The sequence below is a fragment of the Paraflavisolibacter caeni genome (genome assembly GCF_025628885.1).
Classification (GTDB): domain Bacteria; phylum Bacteroidota; class Bacteroidia; order Chitinophagales; family Chitinophagaceae; genus Flavisolibacter; species Flavisolibacter caeni.
Window position 1 is genome coordinate 97,710 of sequence record NZ_JAOTIF010000020.1, and the last position, 20,695, is coordinate 118,404.

Genomic DNA, 20,695 nt, shown 5'->3' on the forward strand with positions numbered 1-20,695 from the left:
GAATGATTGGGTAAGTAAGATACAAAAGATAATGTGATCTTAAGATATTAGGGTATTGAGTTATTGTAAAAAGTGATTTGAATTCATTTCCTTTGCCCTTAATAAATTACAACAAACGATTGCAAAATGAATTCATTTTTATATGGCGTGGAGCGATTGGAAATAGGGAAGGTGCTTCAAATCGCTTCGCAGAAGGTAAGTGGTCAACTAGGTGCGGAGGCGCGGCAGAAGGTAGAAAACTGCTTTCAGCAGGTGCAGCAGATTGTTGCCAATAACCAGACAGTATATGGAATCAATACGGGTTTTGGGATCCTGGCCAATACCAAGATATCAGAAGAAGACACCCGTCTGTTGCAGCATAAAATATTGCAAAGTCATAGTGTCGGCGTAGGGGAAGCTATACCCGTTGAGATTGCCCGCCTGATGTTGATCACCAAAGTGCATTCTTTAGCGCAAGGTTATTCTGGTGTGCAAGTGGCCACGCTTGAGCGCATCATCTGGCACATAGAAAACAATATTATTCCTGTTGTTCCCGATAAAGGAAGTGTCGGAGCTTCGGGTGACCTGGCTCCGTTAGCTCATCTGTTTTTGCCTTTAATAGGTTTGGGAGAAGTGTGGGTTGATGGAAAAAGGCAGAAGACCGGGGAAGTGTTGAGTCGCTATGGATTAGCCCCCATTCCCCTGGGGCCCAAAGAAGGATTAGCTCTTATCAATGGTACCCAATTCATTTTAGCTTATGCCATCAATGGTATACAGCGCTTGCATAACTGCCTTGAAGCAGCGGATATCATAGGTGCCATGAGTCTTGAGGCGTTGACCGGTACTAAAGCTCCCTTCGATGAGCGGCTACATGCACTCAGGCCTTTCGGCGGAGTTCAACTGGTTGCGCAAAGATTGCGGATGTTGCTGCAGCGATCGGAGATCATGCAAAGTCATATTGATTGTGGGCGGGTGCAGGATCCATATTCACTTCGTTGCATGCCGCAGGTGCATGGAGCTTCGCGGAATGCGTGGCTGCACCTGAAAGAGCTGACAGAAATAGAACTGAATTCCGTAACAGATAATCCTATTGTTTTTGCCCATGATGATACCATCAGCGGTGGCAATTTCCACGGTCAGCCTTTGGCCCTCCCTTTAGATTATGCCTGTTTTGCAGCAGCTGAAGTAGGTAATATTTCAGACAGGAGGTGTTACCTTTTGCTTGAGGGCAAATGGGGGCTACCTATGTTGCTCATGCGCAATGTTGGATTGAACAGTGGCTTTATGATCCCGCAATACACGACAGCTGCACTGGTTACTGAGAATAAAACGCTTTGCTTTCCAGCCAGTGCGGATAGCATTCCGACTTCTTTAGGTCAGGAAGATCATGTCAGCATGGGCAGCATCAGCGGCCGCAAGCTGAATACCATTTTAAATAACCTTGAATATATTCTTTCCATAGAGTTGCTAACAGCCTGCCAGGCTATTGAGTTCAGAAGGCCTTTCAAGAGCAGCGAAATCCTGGAATTTGCACATGGCCTTGTCCGTGAGTATGTATCCTTTGCAGAAGAAGACCGTGTTTTTGCCGATGATATCAATCAAATCAAAAACATTATTGCTGACCTCTCTTTTGTAGAAAGGGTGAATGGATTTGCTGATTCAAAAGGCTGGTACTTAAACAAGGCGTGGGAGGGCTTCAGGATTTAATGTTGCCCTGCTTTTATCAGCAGGCTGGCAGTTTTGCAAAAGGCTGCATCATGTAAAATGATCTTTGACTGGGCATCATTGCTGAAAGAGATCCGTATCCAGCAATTATAGATTTTGCCATCCTGCTTTACCAGTTGAACAGGTAGGAACTTGCTGGTTTGGTTTTTCCATACGCCATCCCAGTAGGCATCAGCTATATTCAAGGGGATGATCCTTTCCACAATGATGGCAGAACCAATCGCAGTCCAGGTGTATGGGGGCTGGTCGTTGTTTGAGATGATGGCATCATTATTCATCATTGAAGGTGTTTCTTCTTCCTGCAATAAGATCCTGTTCCTGAAGACTGAGCTGATCCTGAATTGAATATGATCGCCAGTGGAAGTTCCAATGAGCTGGGTACTTGCCAGGAAATCCATTTCTCCATCTTTATCCAGATCCAATTCTACAGGGTGATTGTAATAAACTGAAGTGTCATTTAAGTTGGTGTACTGGTACTGAACCGGTTTGTCTTCTTTTTCACAACTTAAAAGCAGGGTAGTCATGGTAAGAGCTAGAATCTGAAGTTTCATTTTAAATAATTAATGGGTGATTGTGTGCAATGTACAATGACATACAACTATAGTCATCCGTTGCATGTTACATAAATTTTTTAAATTCATTATCTAAACATTACTGTTTATGTCTAATGTCAGTTTGCCATCTTATGATGTTCAAAAATATCAAACGCCTACTGGTCAGCAATTGACTTGTAAAGGCTGGATACAGGAAGCCGCCATGCGCATGTTGCTCAATAACTTAAATCCGCAGGTAGCTGAAAAGCCGGAAGAACTAATTGTTTATGGAGGAAGAGGAAAGGCTGCAAGAAATTTTAAAGCGCTGGATGATATATTAGCTGCCCTGAAGATCTTAGAAAATGATGAATCATTACTAATCCAGAGCGGCAAGCCGGTCGGCATCATGAAAACACATAAAGATGCACCAAGGGTGTTGATCTCCAACTCGCAGCTGGTACCCAAATGGGCCGACTGGCAGCATTTTGACGAACTGGAGAAGAAGGGGTTGATGATGTATGGGCAAATGACCGCCGGTAGCTGGATCTATATTGGTTCGCAAGGAATTGTGCAAGGTACCTATGAGACGTTTGCAGCATTAGCCAATCAACATTTTGGAGGCACGCTAAAAGGTAAGCTTTGTGTAACAGCTGGCCTGGGTGGCATGGGTGGCGCACAGCCCCTGTCCATTACTATGAATGAAGGTGTTTGCCTGGCAGCAGAAGTAGAACGTTGGCGCATTGAAAAGCGTTTGGAAACTGCTTATTGCGACGTCATGATCGAAGACATTGACGAAGCGATCGACCGAGCCTTGCAGGCAAAGCAAAAAGGAGAGGCTCTCTCCATCGGTGTTGTGTGCAATGCCGTTCATTTATTAGAAAGGCTGGTGCAACGGTCGGTTGTCCCGGATGTATTGACCGACCAGACTTCAGCTCATGATCCCCTGGTCGGTTACTGGCCGCATGAAATTTCTCATGTATTAGCTAAGACTTTGCGGGAAGAAAACCCTGACCAGTACCTGGAATATGCTTATCATTCCATGTACCGGCATGTAGAGCTTATGTTGCAATTACAAAAAATGGGAGCGATCACCTTTGATTATGGAAATAATATCCGTGCAAGGGCAAAAGAGATGGGACTGGAGCATGCATTTGATTTTCCTGGTTTTGTCCCGGCTTACATACGTCCTCTTTTTTGTGAAGGGAAAGGACCCTTCCGTTGGGTGGCATTGAGTGGAGACCCCCAGGATATTGCTGTTACGGATGAAGTGATCAGCAGTTTATTTCCCGAAAACCAATCCCTGCAGCGATGGTTACACTTAGCCAAAGAAAAGATCTCCTTCCAGGGATTGCCTGCCCGTATTTGTTGGCTTGGGCAGGGTGAAAGGGAGAAGGCCGGGTTGGCATTCAACGAACTGGTAAAAACGGGTAAGGTAAAAGCCCCGATCGTTATTGGACGAGACCACCTGGATACGGGCTCTGTGGCTTCGCCTAACCGCGAAACAGAAGCCATGCTGGATGGCAGTGATGCTGTGGCTGACTGGCCGATCCTTAATGCATTGGTGAATACAGCCGGTGGGGCCAGTTGGGTCAGTTTGCATCACGGTGGTGGGGTAGGTATGGGGTACAGCATCCATGCCGGTATGGTGATCGTTGCAGATGGAACGGATGATGCGGCTGAACGGCTAAGAAGGGTATTAAGAAATGATCCTGGCATGGGAGTGATCCGTCATGCAGATGCCGGCTATGAGGAGGCAAAGGAAACGGCGAAGATGTTTGGGTTGGATGTTGAAGAGAGGATTCATTCTTGAAGGGTGAATGAGGAATGGGGGAATGGTCGGTGACATGATTAAACTCATAAAGAAGATGTTTTGCTCTTTTTAGCTTTGCGGCATTTTTTGAAAGATTATGAGCAGAAGAGCAGAATTATTGGCCCCTGCGGGGGGCTTTGATTCCCTGATGGCAGCCATTCAGGGTGGTGCAGATGCGGTATATTTTGGTGTTGAGCAACTGAACATGCGTGCCCGTGCGACCATGAATTTTACAACTGAAGACCTGCCAAAGATTGCCGCTATCGCTAATGAGCACAAGATCAAAACTTATTTAACACTTAATACAACTGTATACGACCATGACCTGGCATTGGTAAAGCGTATTTTGCAATCAGCAAAAGATGCCGGTATCACTGCCGTTATAGCCTCTGACCAGGCTGTCATAGCATCCGCCAGGAGCATCGACTTCACAGTACATATTTCTACACAGGTCAATATTACCAATATAGAAACTATAAAGTTCTATGCGCTTTTTGCAGATGTGATGGTATTGTCACGCGAGCTTAGCCTCCGCCAGATGAAAGCTATTTGCGATGCTATAGAACAGGAACAGATCAAAGGTCCTTCGGGAGCATTGATCAGGATAGAGGTGTTTGCACATGGCGCTTTGTGCATGGCTATTTCAGGAAAGTGTTACTTAAGCCTACATACCCATAATGCTTCAGCCAACCGTGGTGCCTGTGTGCAAAACTGTCGTCGCCGTTATTCGGTAACAGACCTGGAAGAGGGGCATGAACTGGAAATTGACAATGAATACATTATGTCTGCGAAAGACTTATGTACCCTGCCTTTCCTGGATCAATTACTCCAAACAGGAGTGCTGGTGATGAAGATCGAAGGAAGAGGAAAGGGTGCAGATTATGTGAAGACGGTGACGCAGTGTTACCGGGAGGCTATAGATGCTTATTATTCAGGGTGCTTTGACCAGGAGCAAGTAGCTTCCTGGATGGAAAGGCTGGAATCTGTTTTCAACAGGGGCTTTTGGAGTGGCTACTACTTGGGGCAGCATTTGGGTGAATGGACAGATGCTCCGGGTTCAAAGGCTACTCAAAAAAAGATCTATATCGGTAAAGGCAACCATTACTATCCTAAGATCGGCATTGCAGAATTTGATATAGAAGCTTATCCTTTACAGGTTGGTGATAAAGTAATGATCACCGGGCCAACAACTGGCGTAGTTGAAACTGTTATAGAATCATTGCATGTGAATGATGGCGGTGCAGCAGACATTGCCCAGAAAGGAGACAGGTGTGCGTTCCCGTTGCCGGTGCCTGTACGAAACTCGGATAAATTGTATAAAATAGTAAATGTGTAACGAATGCCTCTGATCATTCACCAAAGGGAAAAGTGTATTGGTTGCAATTATTGTGTGGAGATTGCCCCGGAGCAATGGCGCATGTCGAAAAAGGATGGGAAAAGTGTTCTTTTAGGTAGTGTCAATAAGAAAGGATTCTGGTCTCTAAAGATCAGTGATATACAAGCCGAAGCGAATGAAAAAGCAGCCTTGTCGTGTCCTGTTAAAGTGATACAGGTGCGTTAGTGTACAGCAATCTGTTCTTTTATCAATTGGTAATTTTCTTCATCAAAGCAAACAAAGATCACTTTATCGATACTTGTTTCGAGTCCCAGGACTTCTGTAACCGTATTTACTGCAATGATGGCTGCTTTATCTTTCGGGAAACCATAAACGCCAGTGCTGATGTTGGGAAAGGCTATTGTTTTGCAGTTGTTTTCAACAGCGACGCTCAGTGCGTTTTTATAGCAGTTTGCCAGTTTTTCGCTTTCTCCATTATGGCCCCCATGCCATACAGGGCCTACAGTGTGTATGACAAACTTTGCAGGCAGTCTTCCTCCGGTAGTGATCACAGCTTCCCCGGTTTTGCATCCACCTTGACGTGCGACGATCATTTTGCATTCTTCCAGTATTTCCGGCCCTCCTGCACGGTGAATGGCGCCATCTACACCACCTCCGCCCATTAGTGATGAATTCGCGGCATTTACAATAGCATCCACGGTTACTTTGGTAATGTCGCCTTTGATGACTTCAATTTTATTTGCCATGATTCATATTTTTTTATTATCCAGGTACAACCTGACTACCTGCATTGTTAAGAAAGGACGTAGTTCTAATTGATTGGTTAAGACAATGGCCGTTAGTTTTCTTCCCGGTAAACGCACAATATCTGAAAGAGCCGGACCTCCGCTATGGCCGGTAGCTTTTTCATCTTTGAATTTATCTACAATCCAGCCCACTCCAAATGGAGCAGTTTGTCCATTACGTAGTTGGGCTGCAGTCCACATTTTTTCTGCAAACTCTGGTTGTAAAAGCGTATTCTTATCTAAAGCGATCGCCCATTTGGCAAGGTCATTAATGGATGAAAAGATGCCACCGGCAGGGTATGTCCATTGGGGGAACATCATCGAAAAAATGCGCTGCTGATGCCTGGTTGAATCCCATTTATAAACTGTAGCTGCGAAAGGGATGGTGTCATAAGTCCGGTAAATAAAATCCTGCTCCATATTATTGAACCGAGTATGCTTCATACCTAACTTATCTAATAATCTTTCAGAAAGGAATTGCTGAAAGGGCATGCCTGATAGTTTTTCAATCAATTGCATCACAACAGCATAGTCTCCTCCGGCATATACAGTTTTGGTGCCGGGCGCAAAATCCAGGGGCCGTGCTACTGCCGTATCCAGGGCCTCTTTATCGTTTTTAAAATCAATCTTCAGTCCTAACAGGTCGACTATACCTGATTGGTGTGCCAGGAGATCTATTATCCTCAGGTCATCCCAAGAGCCAGGCAGTTCAGGTAAAAACTTTTTTACTTTATCATCCAGTTGAAGTTTACCTTCCTGCACTAATGTCATAAAAGCCGTAGCGGTAAGGAGTTTGGTAGTAGATGCGAGTTGAAAGGAGGTGTTGGGCGTATTTTTTATATTATATTCAATGTTAGCTTTTCCGTAGGTTTTTAAGTAAATCACTTTGCCGTTTTCAATAAGTGCCACCGAGAGTGCGGGTATCTTGTAGGTAGCTATCTGATGCTGGAGAAAGGTGTCAATTTGATGATATTGTGACTTAATCTCCGTAAATGGAATCAACAAGATGCATATGTTCAAAAAGAATGATAATGAAAGCGAGTTTCGCATAACGTAAAGCTTTATATATTGGCAGCAACGTGATAATGATTAAAAAGGGTGTTTAGCCATTTAGAATCCTAACATCAGTAAGATTCCTAAGTTAGAAAAAGTATATTGCAGTATGACTAAAGATGAAGAAAAATTTTTACATAGGGCCATCGAATTATCACGTCAAGGTATGCAGAACCATAAGGGTGGTCCATTTGGCTGCGTGATCGTAAAAGATGGTCAAATCATAGGTGAAGGCTGCAATGAAGTGCTCCAGGAAAATGACCCTACGGCGCATGCTGAGGTTGTTGCGATCAGGAATGCCTGTAAAAATTTGGGTAGTTTTCAACTAACGGATTGTGATGTTTACAGCAGTTGCGAACCTTGTCCCATGTGCCTTGGTGCGATTTATTGGGCAAGACCCCGCAGGGTCATATTTGCCAACACCAAAGGTGATGCTGCTGCTATAAATTTTGATGACCAATTCATCTATGATGAAATAGAAAAAGAATCCATTCAACGGGTCATTCCTTTTATTCATTTTCCACAGCAATCTGCATTGGATGTATTTAGAGATTGGATGGACAAGGAAGAAAAGTTAGTTTATTAGCGGAAGCGTTCAGTTCATCCTATAAATACAGGGTTTTAACCGTCGAATCAACGGTTATGTTTACTTTTGCGCCCATGTTTTTTGCAGCTACAGTCGCTCCAAGGCGTGAAAGAGTAATTACCGCGGTTTTCTTTTTCTTATCTGGTCTTGTTGCCGCTACTTGGTCTTCCCGGATCCCAGATGTGCAACACCATCTTCAATTGAATGATGCCCAGTGGGGAAGGGTATTGTTTACTATTTATGCTGGCTTGATCTGTGGATTGCCCATTTCCAGCTGGTTAGTTTCCCGTTTTGGATCCCGTACGATCATGGTGACAGGGGGGATTATTTATTCTTTGGTACTTGGTATTCTTGGTATTGCCGATAGTACATGGCAGTTGGTCCTTGCCTTGTTTTTGTTCGGATTTTCAAGGAATCTCTTTAATATTTCTGTGAACACTTCTGCGGTTGAAGTACAACAGTTGTACAATAAGCCTATTATTTCCACTTTTCATGGATTGTGGAGCCTGGCCTGCTTTGTTGCTGCAGCTATTGGTTCGATTATGATCGCACAGGATGTTTCAACCTGCATTCATTTCTTCATCATCGCTGTCTTTTGTGCCTTGATGAGTTATGCATTTAAAAACAATCAACAGCCTGGTTTGAACGATGCTACAGAAAATCGCCCCCTTTTTGTGAAGCCAGATCGATACCTTTTGCTTTTGGGTGCCATTACTTTTTGCAGCATGCTTTGCGAGGGCGCCATGTCGGATTGGACTGTAAGTTATTTTGAAAGGATCGTTGGTGCAGATAAGAACTCTATTACCGTAGGCTATACTTCATTTATCGTTGCCATGACGATTGGCCGGCTCACGGGAGATAGGGTAGTGGCCAGGTTTGGTGCCATCAACGTGATTGCAGCTAATGGGCTTTTAATTGCTGCGGGTCTATTTATAGCTATTCTTTTACCTTATTTTTTTACAGCAGCCCTGGGCTTTTTATTGGTAGGGTTGGGGACTTCTATTATGGTGCCCCAGGTGTATAGCCTGGCATCGAGATCCAAAAAAATGAAAGCCAGCTATGCCATTGCCTCTGTTACTTTTATCGGATATATTGGCTTTTTGATAGGCCCGGTGATGGTAGGTTCTATTTCTGAAGCATTTGGTATGCAATGGTCATTTGCCCTGATTGCTGTACTTTGTATGAGTATTTGTTTCCTGACTGCCAAGGTGAAAAAGCTTGGCACTAAAAAAGATTAATTCAATAAAAGCTAGGACATGGCAACAATTCACCTCATCATAAAAGGTATAGTGCAGGGCGTTTTTTACCGCGCTACAGCAAGGGATGAAGCTGAAAAGTTAGGACTAACAGGATGGATTAAAAATACGCCCGAAGGTTATGTAGAGGCCGTTGTTAATGGCCGCCAGGATGATATTGACCGTTATATTGCCTGGTGTTGGAAAGGGCCTTCCAGGGCAAAGGTTGAATCTGTTGAAACTAAGGTCTTACAGGAAGAGCGATTTGATGGATTTCAGATTGTTAGGGGATAATTGCCTGTATTGCATGCATTCAGGCATCTTCACCATCTGTGATTTCACTACCTACCTGTTCATTACTTTGTTCTTTTTCCTGATTGAAGCCGGTTTGTTGAACATTCTCGTTAGCCCTGGGGTTGGGATTAACAGCAATTTTTTGTTGTTCTGTTTGTTGCTGGTTGCGCTCGTTTTGATTTTGCTCTTCCGAGTATTGTTTTCTTTCGTTCATAAATGTTGATTGATTAAAATTGCAATTCCTTGTACAGGCCTTGCAGGTCGATTTTATCTAAGTAAGGCTGAAGACCATCAGTGGCTTGAAAGCTCCGGAAAAATGCTGATTTACCTGAAGATGTTATAAAGTAGACTTCCACATAAAAAGAGCTTAATTGGTAAAGCATGATGTGGTAGGGTCCAAGTGTACGTTCATCAAGAAAACTGCCGCGTTTTAAAAGAAGCTTTTGCTGCTGGGCCTGGTTGAGGAGGTTGAATGATTGGAACGTCATATGTAAAAGCTTTGTTAACAATTTACGAACAATTCTGGTGCCACGGCTCAGATATGAAGAAAATATAGCATTTAAGCTGTGCTGTAGCCCTTATAAAGTCAATCTGAGGAAACTTATCCATAAAAATTCTAATCAATCACCCAGATATTCCATCTCAATTGCTATCAGCCTTATGAATGAGTAATACCTTGCCCAAAGCTTTTCATAATTATATTGCAGAAAACATTTTAAATGAAACTTCGGTTCATCATTCCTTTTCTATTACTCTCCTTGAACAGTATGGCTCAATCGTTCCATTTATTTATTGGTACTTATACAGGTACCGGCAGTAAGGGTGTTTATGTTTACCGTTTTCATTCAGGAAATGGTGATGTAGAAGCGATCAGTAGTACAGATAGCCTTGATAATCCATCATACCTGGCTATAGCGCCAGGCGGTAAATATATTTATGCCGTAAATGAAGTAGATGTCAGGGATACCGGGTTTATTTCGGCCTTTGCTTTTGATCCTGTTTCCGGAAAACTAACCTTCCTCAATCGTCAGCCAACCGGCGGCGTACATCCCTGTTATGTAGCTATAGATCAAACTGGCAAGTGGGTATTAGCCGGAAATTATACAGGCGGAAGTTTATCGCTTTTACCAGTTAATAATGATGGATCATTGTTACCGCCCGGTCAGACCATTCAACATACGGGAAGTAGTGTGAATAAACAACGCCAGGAAAAGGCGCACGTTCATTCCACTGTATTTTCACCTGATGACAAATTTGTTTTTACCCCGGATTTAGGCATGGATAAGGTCATGATCTACAGGTTTGATCCTAAAGCAAAGGCGATGTTGAAACCAGCTGCACAACCCTTTGCGGCCAGTGTTGCCGGTAGCGGGCCAAGGCATTTTACATTTCATCCCAATAAGAAGTATGCATACCTGATTGAAGAAATGAGTGGTACTGTTGTGGCCTACGGTTACAAGGATGGGAAATTAAGCTTTCTGCAGCGTATAGCTACGCACCCGGCAGATTATAAGGGTGCAATCGGCAGTGCCGACATCCATATTTCTCCTGACGGTAAGTTCTTGTATGCATCAAACCGTGGTGATGAAAATACAATCACCATTTTTTCAGTTGATGGGAAAACAGGAAAACTGCAGTTAAAAGGGTACCAATCTACTTTAGGTAAAACGCCAAGGAACTTTATGATTGATCCGACAGGTCATTATTTATTAGTGGCCAACCAGGAAACGAATAATATTGTGATTTTTAAAAGAGATCAGCAAACAGGCTTGCTTCAGCCTACTGGTAAGCAGATTGAAATTCCCAAACCAGTATGCCTGAAAATGTCTGCGATCAAATAAGGGGTTAAAATCCTTTTAATCCTTCAGAAAAATCGTGGTATTACAAGGTTATTCCTTACTTTTGCACCCCGTTTACAAAACGGTTATTGCCTGAAGAGGCCCGAAAAGTTTCCAGCCTGAGCCGGAACGCCTCAAGGGTATCATCGAAATCGCATTAATAAAATGCCTAAGGTTAAAACTAACTCCAGTGCAAAAAAGCGTTTTAAAGTAACTGGAACAGGAAAAATCACTCACCAAAAGTCTTTCAAACGTCACATTCTGACTAAAAAATCTAAGAAACGGAAACGTGCTTTAGGAAAAGACGGCTTAGTAGCTAAAGCAAACTTAGACTTTGTTCAACGTCTATTGAGGCTGAAATAAGCTAACATTTAAGTTGTTCTTAAAAACTAAATCGTAAACCGTAAATTTAAAATTATTCAGATATGCCACGTTCCGTTAACGCTGTAGCTTCAAGAGCTCGCAGAAAAAGAATCTTAAAACAAGCCAAAGGCTTCTATGGCAAACGTAAAAATGTATATACCGTTGCCAAAAACGTTGTAGAAAAAGGTATGACCTATAGCTATGTAGGTCGTAAATTAAAGAAAAGAGAATACCGCCAGTTGTGGATCGCCCGTATCAATGCGGCTGTTCGCGAAGAGGGCTTAACGTACTCTCAGTTCATCAACCTGCTGAATAAAAAAGGAATCGGTCTTGACCGTAAAGTTCTGGCTGACCTGGCTATGAACAATCCTGAAACCTTCAAAGGTTTGATCGCCCAGGTAAAATAATGAACGCACTGTTCACAAGATATAAAGCCACCTCAAAAATGTGAGGTGGCTTTCTTTTTTATATATGTAGAACTTTTACTTTTGTAAGTCTCAAAGGCGATTAGTAGTAGCTGTTATCAAAATAGAGCTGAAAGCTAATTGGCCATGGACCATACTCAATAAAAAATTGTTTACTGAACAACCCATTCAATTTCAATGACGAATTCCTACTTCGGCCTCGTTGAGCAAACTTTCAATTTCCCACAGGAAGGTTTACAATTAAAAGATGGTTACCTGCAGTTTAATGGTCTTGATATAAAAGCGCTTATTGATAAATATGGTACGCCGATGAAGCTTACCTATTTGCCCAAAATAGGCATGCAGATCAATAAGGCAAAGCAAATGTTTGCAACAGCTTTCAAGAAGCACAAGTACGAAGGGACTTATAATTATTGTTATTGTACCAAAAGTTCTCATTTTTCTTTCGTTGTGGAAGAAGCTTTGAGGCATGACATACACCTGGAAACTTCCTTTGCTTATGACATAGAAATTATCAAGAAGCTGTATGAGAAAAGGAAGATAACAAAAGATATATTTATTATTTGTAATGGCTTCAAACAAAAAAGCTATACCCGCCGTATTGCTCAATTGATCAATGGGGGCTTTAAAAATGTGATTCCTGTTTTAGATAATAAGGAAGAGTTGCAGGCTTATCGCAAGTCAATCAAAGAACCATTTAAATTAGGGATCCGGGTAGCCGCAGAGGAGGAGCCTACCTTTCCTTTTTATACTTCACGATTGGGCATCAGGGCGAAGGATATCCTGGAGTTTTATGTCGACAATATTGAAGGTTATGAGGATAAGTTCCAGCTGAAAATGCTTCATATCTTTTTGAATAAAGGAATCAAGGATGATATTTACTACTGGTCAGAACTGAACAAGGTGATCAACCTTTATTGCCAGTTGAAAAAAATATGCCCTGAACTGGATTCAATTAATATTGGCGGAGGTTTCCCTATAAAGCATTCCCTGGCCTTTGAGTATGACTACCAATTCATGATCAATGAAATTGTAAGTAACATTAAGGCTGCCTGCAAACGCAATAAGGTTCCCATGCCCAATATCTTCACAGAATTTGGAAGCTTTACAGTCGGGGAAAGCATGGCCCATATTTATAGCGTGATTTCCCAGAAAACGCAGAACGAACGTGAGATATGGTACATGATCGACTCTTCGTTTATTACAACTTTGCCGGATACCTGGGGTATTGGTGAAAAGTTTTTGATGTTACCTATTAATAAGTGGGACCAGGAGTACCAGCGGGTGGTTTTGGGTGGCATTACCTGCGACAGTCATGATTACTATGATTCTGAAGAGCACATCAATGAGGTGTTTCTGCCTAAAGTTGTAGGTGATGAGCCTTTGTATGTGGGCTTCTTTCATACGGGGGCTTACCAGGACCAGATCAGCGGTTATGGCGGCATCAAGCACTGCCTCATACCTTCACCAAAACACATTATTGTAGAGCATGACAAGAATGGCAAACTGATTGACTGGGTGTATGCTAAGGAGCAGTCAGCGCAGAGTATGTTGAAAATTCTTGGATATATTAAGTAATGAAAAAGCCCCGATAATCCGGGGCTTTTTCATTACTGTCTTTTACCACCTAAGACCTTGTCTTTGGCATCATCGAATTTTTGCCTGTTCTCTGATGGGCTTTGGCCTTTGGGTATTGATGGTCTTGTGCTCACTGAACCACTCCTGCCGCCTCTGTTATATTGTTCACTATTGCTGCTCCTGTTGTTATGACCTCGATTATAATTATAGGGATTATTATATACGCCATAAGGGCTATAACCGTAGCCATAACCATTCGGACTTATTTGGTATAATTGACCGGTATATGGATCCCTTTCCAGCACAATCGTATTGCCGTAATAAGGATTTTCGTAATAAACGCGTCTGCCTGAAGGGTCATCCCCATATTCACCTGAAGCATCCCTCACGGTAGTACAGCTTGCCATCACAACCATCAATACAACAATTACCGCCATTGGTAATAATTTGAAATACTTCATGATTTATTATTTTATTACTTTGAAGGACAAGAAGTTAGCCGGAAATCCTTAAAGAATTCTTATATGCGTAACCTTTTGTTGATCTTAACACTTATGTACGTTAAAGCCAATGCCCAAACCGGGGAGGAGCAAGTAAAACAAGCTGTTTCCAACCTTTTTACAGGTATGCGGAATGCGGATACTAACCTATTACGGTCGGTATTTGCACCAGGAGCTAGTTTACAGACAGTTTCTAAGAATAAGGAAGGGCAAACTGTCGTACGTTCCGAAAATATAGACGAGTTTATTTCGTTCACTGCCAAGCCTCACCAGGAGGTTTATGATGAAAGGATCAGCTTTGATGTGGTCAGGATTGATGGAGACCTGGCTACTGTGTGGACTCCTTATCAGTTTTATGTAGGAACCAAATTCAGCCATTGCGGAGTGAACTCTTTCCAGTTGGTGCGCTTAAAGGGGGTGTGGCAAATCCAGTATATCATTGATACAAGGCGAAAGGACAATTGCAACTGATCCATAAATAGGCAAATAAAAATCCGGAATTCAGAAGATCCTTATTTGAACTGGTTCTCTGAATTCCGGATTCTATTTAAAGCTGTACAATTAATTTGTTTTCAGCCTGTATTTTTTGTTTACTCTTGGACTGTTGAAGTAACGGTTCAGTTGTTCTTCAGTCATTTCATTGGTGAGTTCTATTGGTACATCGATAAGTTGTACTTGTGTCTGTTTTAAATCTTCCTTCAACTTGGTTGTTTTTTTGGTGATGTCCCAATCTTTATCTCCCAATAAAGTATTGTCTCTCAGTAGATATTCAAGCCGTTTAATGGATGCACGGATGAGCGCTGCCTGGTTTTGATCAACCGTTTTGTTTGGCACAGAAGCTTCCCTGATGGGAACCATAGACAGACCAATACTAGGTAAGATCTTTCCTTTATTCTGGAGGTTTTTGTCAGCAGATGTCGTCAGAACAGTTCCCGTTAGTGAGGTTGAAGCTGCTGTAAGGTCAAAGGTCGTGCGCAGTCCCTTTGTTTTTCTTAGCTTTTTATCTAATTGTAAAAAGGTGTACTTTAATTGTAAAACGTAGCGCTGGACATTTTTTGTTACCTGGTTATACTCTTCTTTGGCCAATGGGTAGTTGAGCGCGTCACGTACAATAATCCGTATTTGAGCAGTATCACGGTTTTGAAAACGCGTTGATCCAATAAAGTTTACCAATACAACTTTTTCCTTATTCGGATCAGTTTCCTTTACAAAATCATATTTGGGGGACCATTTAAACGAATCTCCGCATTTATCAACCTCTGTAAAGTTCGGCAGATTCATATTGGGAAGCGTAAAGATGTTTTCAATAGGAAAACTTCCTGTTTCACATAATACCTTGAATTCGATGGTGTCTCCTTCCTCTACAGTAATGGTACCATTAACCAGGGGCTTAACTTTAGAAGGAATGATCTCTGTACTATAAAATACAATGGAGAAATTGGTATCGATCTTTTCTTTGGGATCTGAAAGATTTTGAACACCAATATTGACTTTATAATTCTGGTCGTATTTTAGTCTTCCTGAAAGGAAATAGGATTTGTCTGCTTTAAAGCTCAGTGTTCCATTGTCCTTATTGATCTTCAAGCCTACAGGAGAATTCTTCAAATACCAGAAATAGTTCTCTGGATTCTTATTGATCTGCAGCTGGTAGGAAAGTGCAGAATCCACATGAAGCGTGAAAAAAGGATTCAGGTTTATGATGCGCAAAGAAGAGTCCGGATGATAGATCTGCATGGAATCATTTTGCGGCTTGGTAGTGGAATCAGGGATATCCGTTGTCGGAGCTTGGATTTCCTGTGCAAATGCCCATGAAAATGTAAGACTCGTAATAAATGCTAAGTATATCTTTTTCAACATTTTATGGAGGTTCTTCTGGTTTGATGCGCAAATTAATAAATAAGAAGCATAGGTTTTAAATTGTTGTTGAGCTAAAGGGTTGAAAATTTCTTAAAGTTATTGCTCACCTGCTCATATTAAAAAATAACCCCATCGTGGAAACGACGGGGTATAAACCAAAACCAACTGCTTATGAGAAAAATTATTGATTGTATATTATTGAACAGTGATCTGTTTCACAGGTTCTTTCACTTCCACTTTTTTAGGCAACTCTACTGTTAATACTCCATTCTTAAAATTAGCGCCGATCTTCTGGGTATCTATATTTTCATTAACGGTGAAAGTGCGTTTGAAGGTTTTAAACTCATATTCCTTCCTGATGTTTTTAACATTGTCTTTACCTTCTTCTGCTTTCCTTTCAGCTGAGATCGTCAACAAGTTCTTATCGAGGTCAATCTTAAATTCTTCTTTGTTAAAACCAGGGGCTATTACTTCCAATTGGTAACCAGTCTCAGATTCAGTAATATTGACCGGGACAAATGGCCTGAAATTCTTTACTGTGTTTTCTTGTAGTAAAGACGGAATTCCGTAAAAAAAGTCGTCTATCAAATTGTTAAAAGATTTTTGTTGCGGGCGATTAAATGTTCTTACTAGAGTCATAACTTGTTTTATTTAAGGTTTTTTAATTTTTTAAACAACATCGGATAATTTTCAAACGGTGTACCATAGCCTATTTCAGGTTTTTATACTGACTTTTTTTCATGTTTCATCATTAATTGCTGACAAAATGTTATAAATATGTGATGATATGGTACTATAAAGACAGTTTCATAACTTTGCAATTCAAAAAAGATTTCTATGTATCCAGCTGAAATAGTGCAACCCATGAAGGAAGAACTTACAGAGAATGGGTTTACAGAGTTATTAAGTAAAGATGAAGTTGAAAATCAGCTCAACCAGAAAGGAACTACACTGGTAATGATCAACTCGGTTTGTGGTTGTTCAGCCGGTTCTGCCAGGCCAGCTGTGTTGATGGCTGTTGCTAATGCAAATAAGAAACCTGACTTTTTAACGACATCGTTTGCAGGTTTTGACGTTGAAGCAGTGCAAACACTTCGTCAGCACATGATGCCTTATCCTCCATCTTCTCCGGCTATCGCTTTGTTTAAGGATGGTGAATTGGTTCATTTCATTGAACGTCATCAAATTGAAGGACGTCCGGCTCAGATGATTGCTCATAACCTGATCAGTGCTTTTGAGCAATTCTGCAACTAATATTTTACAGAAGGAATTGGGGTATTGGGACTGATGCATTTTGTGGAGGAATTTGGAGTTTATGTGTCATGAAAATCCTTCTCCCGATTCTCAATTCCTTCTTTTTCAATTTTTTATCAGGAATTTTTAATAGTTGTGTAATAAATTTTTTAAACGGATCGTTTAAACTCCAGATTCCAATCCGATCGTTTTCGGAACCGGGTTTCCAAACTCTTCTTCCCTTATTTATGTATCCAAACCTATATTACGCTTTTAAAGATCTTTTTGGCCTAGATGTCCCTCCTTTACGGTTTGTCAATTCTTTTGGTTTTTTTGTTGCTATTGCGTTTTTGGTCGCAGCAGCTTTGCTGGCCCACGAGTTGAAACGCAAAAGCAAACTAGGATTGCTTCAGCCGACTATTGTTGAGGTTATTGTTGGAGAACCTGCATCCTGGCGCGATTTGTTGATCAACTTCTTACTGGGTTTTGTGTTAGGGTACAAGATCCTGGCTTTGTTTTTCTTAAGTTCTGAAGCTACACAGGACCCGCAGGCTTTTATTTTTTCAAGTATGGGAAGTTGGCCTGCCGGGATCGGGCTGGGTTTGTTGTTTGCCGGGCTGAAATGGTGGGAAAAGAGAAAGACAAAGCTTGCAAAACCTGAAGTTAGAAAGGTGCGTATCTGGCCCCAGGACAGGGTAGGGGAGATTACGATTCTTGCCCTGGTGTTTGGTTTACTTGGTGCTAAAATGTTTGACATCTTTGAAAATTGGAGTGATTTCTTAAGACATCCTGCAGAATATATCTTTTCAGGTGGTGGGCTGACTTTTTATGGCGGTCTGATTTGTGCGGCTATTGCCATAATCACATATGCCCGGAAGCATCAGATTTCTGCGGCTCATCTGTCTGATGCCGTGGCTCCGGGTTTGATGCTCGCTTATGCGATCGGTCGGATTGGTTGCCAGGTGGCCGGTGATGGCGATTGGGGTATTCCCAGCACTGATCCAAAGCCTTTTAGCTGGTTACCCAATTGGATGTGGAGCTTTACCTATCCCCACAATGTAAATGAAGTGGGCGTTCCCATTCCTGGTTGTATTGGCCGTTTTTGCCACGAATTACCCATTGGACACTATCCCACGCCTTTCTATGAAACTATAGCCTGTACTTTGCTCTTTGCATTGCTTTGGTCTTTACGAAAAAAGTTGCAACCTGTGGCTGGTTCTCTTTTTGCAGTATATCTTTTTGTAAATGGCCTTGAAAGGTTTTTTATAGAAAAAATCAGGGTTAACAATAGGCTAGACCTATTAGGTTTTCATCCTACTCAAGCTGAAGTCATTTCATCCGGTTTAATGCTTGCTGGAATATTATTATGGTTTTACCTGCATAAAAAATATCAGGCCAGGGTAAAACAGGTATAGTATGCTTTTTGTACTAATATTTTGAGTAATCGGCTATGATTTTCAAAAGATGAATGTTATTTTTGCAGGTTTCCATGACTTTAACTAGCCATTCACAACTACCTGCAAACCAAGAATGTCTATTATTAGTTCATTTTTAAAACAATCAATATTATATTATGAGGCAGCTTAAAATTGCTACTCAGATTACGAACAGAGATTCTCAGGCGGTCGAGAAGTATCTGCAGGAAATATCCAAGATTCCAATGATCACGCCCGAAGAAGAAACTACTTTGGCTCAGCGCATCAAGATGGGCGACCAAAGGGCTTTGGATAAATTGGTTCAGGCCAACCTCCGTTTCGTAGTTTCAGTTGCAAAACAATATCAACACCAGGGTTTATCGTTAAGTGATCTGATTAATGAAGGAAACCTGGGCCTAATTAAAGCTGCTCAGCGTTTCGATGAAACCAAAGGTTTTAAATTCATTTCTTATGCTGTGTGGTGGATCCGCCAATCAATCCTTCAAGCTTTAGCTGAACAAGGACGTTTGGTTCGTTTGCCACAGAACAAAATCGGAACTTACAACAAAGCAAACAAAGCTTACATGGCTTTCGAACAGGAGCATGAAAGAGAGCCTAGTACTGAGGAACTGGCTGACATCCTGGAAATGAGCGAGACAGAAATTAATAACATTTTCCAAAGCAATACCCGTCATACTTCATTAGATGCTCCTGTGCACGAAGCTGAAGACGTGGCTATGGGCGATTTGTTGGAAGGAAGTGATGATACCGATGATGATGTGATGAAAGATTCGCTGAGAGCTGAAATTCGCCGGGTGCTCAAATCATTAAGTCCAAGAGAAGCTGAAATTGTAAATGCTTACTTTGGATTGGATGGTGAAAATGGTACCACCATCGAGCAAATTGGTCAGAAATATGATTTGACCAAAGAAAGAATTCGTCAGATTAAAGAAAGAGCAATCAAACGCTTACAAAAAGCCCGCTATAGTAATGCTTTGAAAGCTTACTTGGGCTAAACAGGCAAAAGTTTACTCAAAAAGCCCGGTCTAACCCCCGGGCTTTTTTGTTAATTACCCCCGCCTTATAGGGACCTTATAGAGATGTTATAGAGACCTTATAGAGACATTACTGCGGTGTAACTTCGTATGTATTCCATATCAACTGCGCTCTAACAGCCCACCAACTCCAAACCCCAAACTCATTTATCATCTATCATCTTACATCTCTCTTAATTAATTTCGCATATGATGTATGTGAAATACTTCATTTTACTATTCATTCTATTTGCACTGCTTAGTTGCGAAAAGTCCATCACTTTTGATTTGGACGAACCTGAGCCTAAGATTGTAGTGGAAGCAACTATTGAAAATGGTGTTGCACCAAGAGTTGTTTTAACCAGATCTATTGATTATTTCTCCAGTATCAGTCCGGAGGTCCTGGCTTCCAGCTTTATTCATGGTGCAAGCATTTCAGTCTCCAATGGAACTAAGACCCACCAGTTAAAAGAATATTCGATGCCCTTAGATAGTGGCTATGTGTTTTATTATTATTCAATCGATTCATCGAATTTGCAGACGGCTTTTGTTGGTACGTTAAAAACGAAGTATTCTTTACATATTACTCATGAAGGAAAGGTGTTCGATGCAACCACTACAATCCCGGATATTACCAAGAAAATAGATTCCGTATATTGGGTACCAGCCCCGCCATCTGCCGACAGTAATAAAGTAGTCGTTAGAGTAAAAGCTACTGATCCCCAGGGGTTTGGTGATTATATCCGCTATTTTACCAAAAGGAACAGTGAACCTTTTTTACCTCCGTACAATTCAGTTTTTGATGATTATGTGATTGATGGAACTACTTACGAACTGCCCCTGGAACCCGGAACTGATCGAAATGAAAAGCGTGAAGAAGATGAAGCTGCCTTTTTTAATCGCGGGGATACTGTAACATTGAAGATCTGCAATATCGACAAACCAACTTATGAGTTCTGGCGAACCATGGAATATAGTTATGCTTCCATTGGAAATCCTTTTGCTTCACCGGTAAAAGTAACAAGCAATATCAGCAACGGCGCATTGGGCTACTTTGGTGGTTATGCTGCCCAGTACTTCAGGTTAACGATCCCTAAATAATAAGTTAGCTTACAT

The 20,695-nt window shown here is 41.6% G+C and carries 24 protein-coding genes; 16 read left to right on the plus strand and 8 right to left on the minus strand.

What is annotated here, in order from left to right:
* The first annotated feature begins 126 nt into the window (after window positions 1-126).
* On the plus strand, window positions 127-1,686 hold the full coding sequence (gene hutH / locus OCK74_RS20120; RefSeq protein ID WP_279298881.1) for a histidine ammonia-lyase: 1,560 nt from the start codon (window positions 127-129) through the stop codon (window positions 1,684-1,686).
* On the opposite strand, the gene OCK74_RS20125 is transcribed toward hutH, so the two are convergent.
* The gene (locus tag OCK74_RS20125) at window positions 1,683-2,255 is read right to left on the minus strand and encodes a hypothetical protein (RefSeq protein ID WP_279298882.1); all 573 of its coding nucleotides are present in this window, start codon (window positions 2,253-2,255) and stop codon (window positions 1,683-1,685) included. The two genes, hutH and OCK74_RS20125, sit on opposite strands and share 4 nt — an antisense overlap.
* A 109-nt stretch (window positions 2,256-2,364) precedes the next feature.
* Here OCK74_RS20125 and hutU point away from each other — a divergent pair, with 109 nt between their 5' ends.
* From hutU to OCK74_RS20140, 3 genes are all read left to right on the plus strand, one after another.
* Window positions 2,365-4,047 (plus strand): urocanate hydratase, encoded by a 1,683-nt coding sequence (gene hutU, locus OCK74_RS20130; protein ID WP_279298883.1) that lies wholly within the window; start codon window positions 2,365-2,367, stop codon window positions 4,045-4,047.
* Between the two features lie 97 nt (window positions 4,048-4,144).
* A complete protein-coding gene (locus OCK74_RS20135; protein ID WP_279298884.1) occupies window positions 4,145-5,383 on the plus strand; it encodes a peptidase U32 family protein in 1,239 nt (412 codons plus the stop codon).
* A 3-nt stretch (window positions 5,384-5,386) separates the two neighbouring features.
* Window positions 5,387-5,608: a ferredoxin gene (locus OCK74_RS20140; RefSeq protein ID WP_279298885.1), complete on the plus strand. Its 222-nt coding sequence runs from the start codon at window positions 5,387-5,389 to the stop codon at window positions 5,606-5,608.
* Here the strand turns inward: OCK74_RS20140 and OCK74_RS20145 are convergent.
* Both OCK74_RS20145 and OCK74_RS20150 read right to left on the minus strand, forming a co-directional pair.
* Window positions 5,605-6,129: an O-acetyl-ADP-ribose deacetylase gene (locus OCK74_RS20145; RefSeq protein ID WP_279298886.1), complete on the minus strand. Its 525-nt coding sequence runs from the start codon at window positions 6,127-6,129 to the stop codon at window positions 5,605-5,607. The two genes, OCK74_RS20140 and OCK74_RS20145, sit on opposite strands and share 4 nt — an antisense overlap.
* A 3-nt stretch (window positions 6,130-6,132) precedes the next feature.
* Entirely contained in the window at window positions 6,133-7,218 is a 1,086-nt protein-coding gene (locus tag OCK74_RS20150) for a serine hydrolase domain-containing protein (protein ID WP_279298887.1), read from the minus strand.
* A 112-nt stretch (window positions 7,219-7,330) separates the two neighbouring features.
* On the opposite strand from OCK74_RS20150, the gene OCK74_RS20155 reads away from it, so the two are divergent.
* The 3 genes from OCK74_RS20155 to OCK74_RS20165 are packed head-to-tail and all read left to right on the plus strand — an operon-like array spanning window position 7,331 to window position 9,336.
* Complete coding sequence (locus tag OCK74_RS20155; RefSeq protein WP_279298888.1) at window positions 7,331-7,807, plus strand: nucleoside deaminase; 477 nt, start codon at window positions 7,331-7,333, stop codon at window positions 7,805-7,807.
* Window positions 7,808-7,863: 56 nt separating this feature from the next.
* Entirely contained in the window at window positions 7,864-9,045 is a 1,182-nt protein-coding gene (locus tag OCK74_RS20160) for an MFS transporter (RefSeq protein WP_279298889.1), read from the plus strand.
* A gap of 18 nt (window positions 9,046-9,063) precedes the next feature.
* Window positions 9,064-9,336 (plus strand): acylphosphatase, encoded by a 273-nt coding sequence (locus OCK74_RS20165; protein ID WP_279298890.1) that lies wholly within the window; start codon window positions 9,064-9,066, stop codon window positions 9,334-9,336.
* A 19-nt stretch (window positions 9,337-9,355) separates the two neighbouring features.
* Here OCK74_RS20165 and OCK74_RS20170 read toward each other — a convergent pair whose 3' ends face one another.
* On the minus strand, window positions 9,356-9,550 hold the full coding sequence (locus tag OCK74_RS20170; RefSeq protein ID WP_279298891.1) for a hypothetical protein: 195 nt from the start codon (window positions 9,548-9,550) through the stop codon (window positions 9,356-9,358).
* A gap of 13 nt (window positions 9,551-9,563) precedes the next feature.
* The gene (locus tag OCK74_RS20175; RefSeq protein WP_279298892.1) at window positions 9,564-9,824 is read right to left on the minus strand and encodes a hypothetical protein; all 261 of its coding nucleotides are present in this window, start codon (window positions 9,822-9,824) and stop codon (window positions 9,564-9,566) included.
* 231 nt (window positions 9,825-10,055) lie between these two features.
* Between OCK74_RS20175 and OCK74_RS20180 the strand changes: the two genes are divergently transcribed.
* From OCK74_RS20180 to OCK74_RS20195, 4 genes are all read left to right on the plus strand, one after another.
* Entirely contained in the window at window positions 10,056-11,177 is a 1,122-nt protein-coding gene (locus OCK74_RS20180) for a lactonase family protein (RefSeq protein WP_279298893.1), read from the plus strand.
* Window positions 11,178-11,339: 162 nt separating this feature from the next.
* Window positions 11,340-11,537, plus strand: coding sequence for a 50S ribosomal protein L35 (gene rpmI, locus OCK74_RS20185; protein WP_279298894.1), 198 nt, complete (start codon window positions 11,340-11,342; stop codon window positions 11,535-11,537).
* 62 nt (window positions 11,538-11,599) lie between these two features.
* Window positions 11,600-11,944 carry a 50S ribosomal protein L20 gene (gene rplT, locus OCK74_RS20190; protein ID WP_279298895.1) on the plus strand — a complete coding sequence of 115 codons (345 nt, stop codon included), beginning with the start codon at window positions 11,600-11,602 and terminating at the stop codon, window positions 11,942-11,944.
* Between the two features lie 195 nt (window positions 11,945-12,139).
* Window positions 12,140-13,540 (plus strand): type III PLP-dependent enzyme domain-containing protein, encoded by a 1,401-nt coding sequence (locus tag OCK74_RS20195; protein ID WP_279298896.1) that lies wholly within the window; start codon window positions 12,140-12,142, stop codon window positions 13,538-13,540.
* A gap of 32 nt (window positions 13,541-13,572) precedes the next feature.
* Here OCK74_RS20195 and OCK74_RS20200 read toward each other — a convergent pair whose 3' ends face one another.
* Window positions 13,573-14,001 (minus strand): hypothetical protein, encoded by a 429-nt coding sequence (locus tag OCK74_RS20200; RefSeq protein ID WP_279298897.1) that lies wholly within the window; start codon window positions 13,999-14,001, stop codon window positions 13,573-13,575.
* A gap of 63 nt (window positions 14,002-14,064) precedes the next feature.
* On the opposite strand from OCK74_RS20200, the gene OCK74_RS20205 reads away from it, so the two are divergent.
* The gene (locus OCK74_RS20205) at window positions 14,065-14,511 is read left to right on the plus strand and encodes a nuclear transport factor 2 family protein (protein ID WP_279298898.1); all 447 of its coding nucleotides are present in this window, start codon (window positions 14,065-14,067) and stop codon (window positions 14,509-14,511) included.
* Window positions 14,512-14,601: 90 nt separating this feature from the next.
* Here OCK74_RS20205 and OCK74_RS20210 read toward each other — a convergent pair whose 3' ends face one another.
* Window positions 14,602-15,897, minus strand: a complete 1,296-nt coding sequence (locus OCK74_RS20210) for a hypothetical protein (protein WP_279298899.1) — start codon at window positions 15,895-15,897, stop codon at window positions 14,602-14,604.
* 195 nt (window positions 15,898-16,092) lie between these two features.
* Entirely contained in the window at window positions 16,093-16,536 is a 444-nt protein-coding gene (locus OCK74_RS20215) for an Hsp20/alpha crystallin family protein (protein WP_279298900.1), read from the minus strand.
* A 198-nt stretch (window positions 16,537-16,734) separates the two neighbouring features.
* Between OCK74_RS20215 and OCK74_RS20220 the strand changes: the two genes are divergently transcribed.
* From OCK74_RS20220 to OCK74_RS20235, 4 genes are all read left to right on the plus strand, one after another.
* The gene (locus tag OCK74_RS20220; RefSeq protein ID WP_279298901.1) at window positions 16,735-17,151 is read left to right on the plus strand and encodes a BrxA/BrxB family bacilliredoxin; all 417 of its coding nucleotides are present in this window, start codon (window positions 16,735-16,737) and stop codon (window positions 17,149-17,151) included.
* Between the two features lie 227 nt (window positions 17,152-17,378).
* Window positions 17,379-18,545: a prolipoprotein diacylglyceryl transferase gene (locus OCK74_RS20225; RefSeq protein WP_279298902.1), complete on the plus strand. Its 1,167-nt coding sequence runs from the start codon at window positions 17,379-17,381 to the stop codon at window positions 18,543-18,545.
* Between the two features lie 158 nt (window positions 18,546-18,703).
* Window positions 18,704-19,561, plus strand: coding sequence for a sigma-70 family RNA polymerase sigma factor (locus OCK74_RS20230; RefSeq protein WP_073041057.1), 858 nt, complete (start codon window positions 18,704-18,706; stop codon window positions 19,559-19,561).
* 228 nt (window positions 19,562-19,789) lie between these two features.
* A complete protein-coding gene (locus tag OCK74_RS20235; protein WP_279298903.1) occupies window positions 19,790-20,680 on the plus strand; it encodes a DUF4249 domain-containing protein in 891 nt (296 codons plus the stop codon).
* Window positions 20,681-20,695 lie beyond the last annotated feature (15 nt).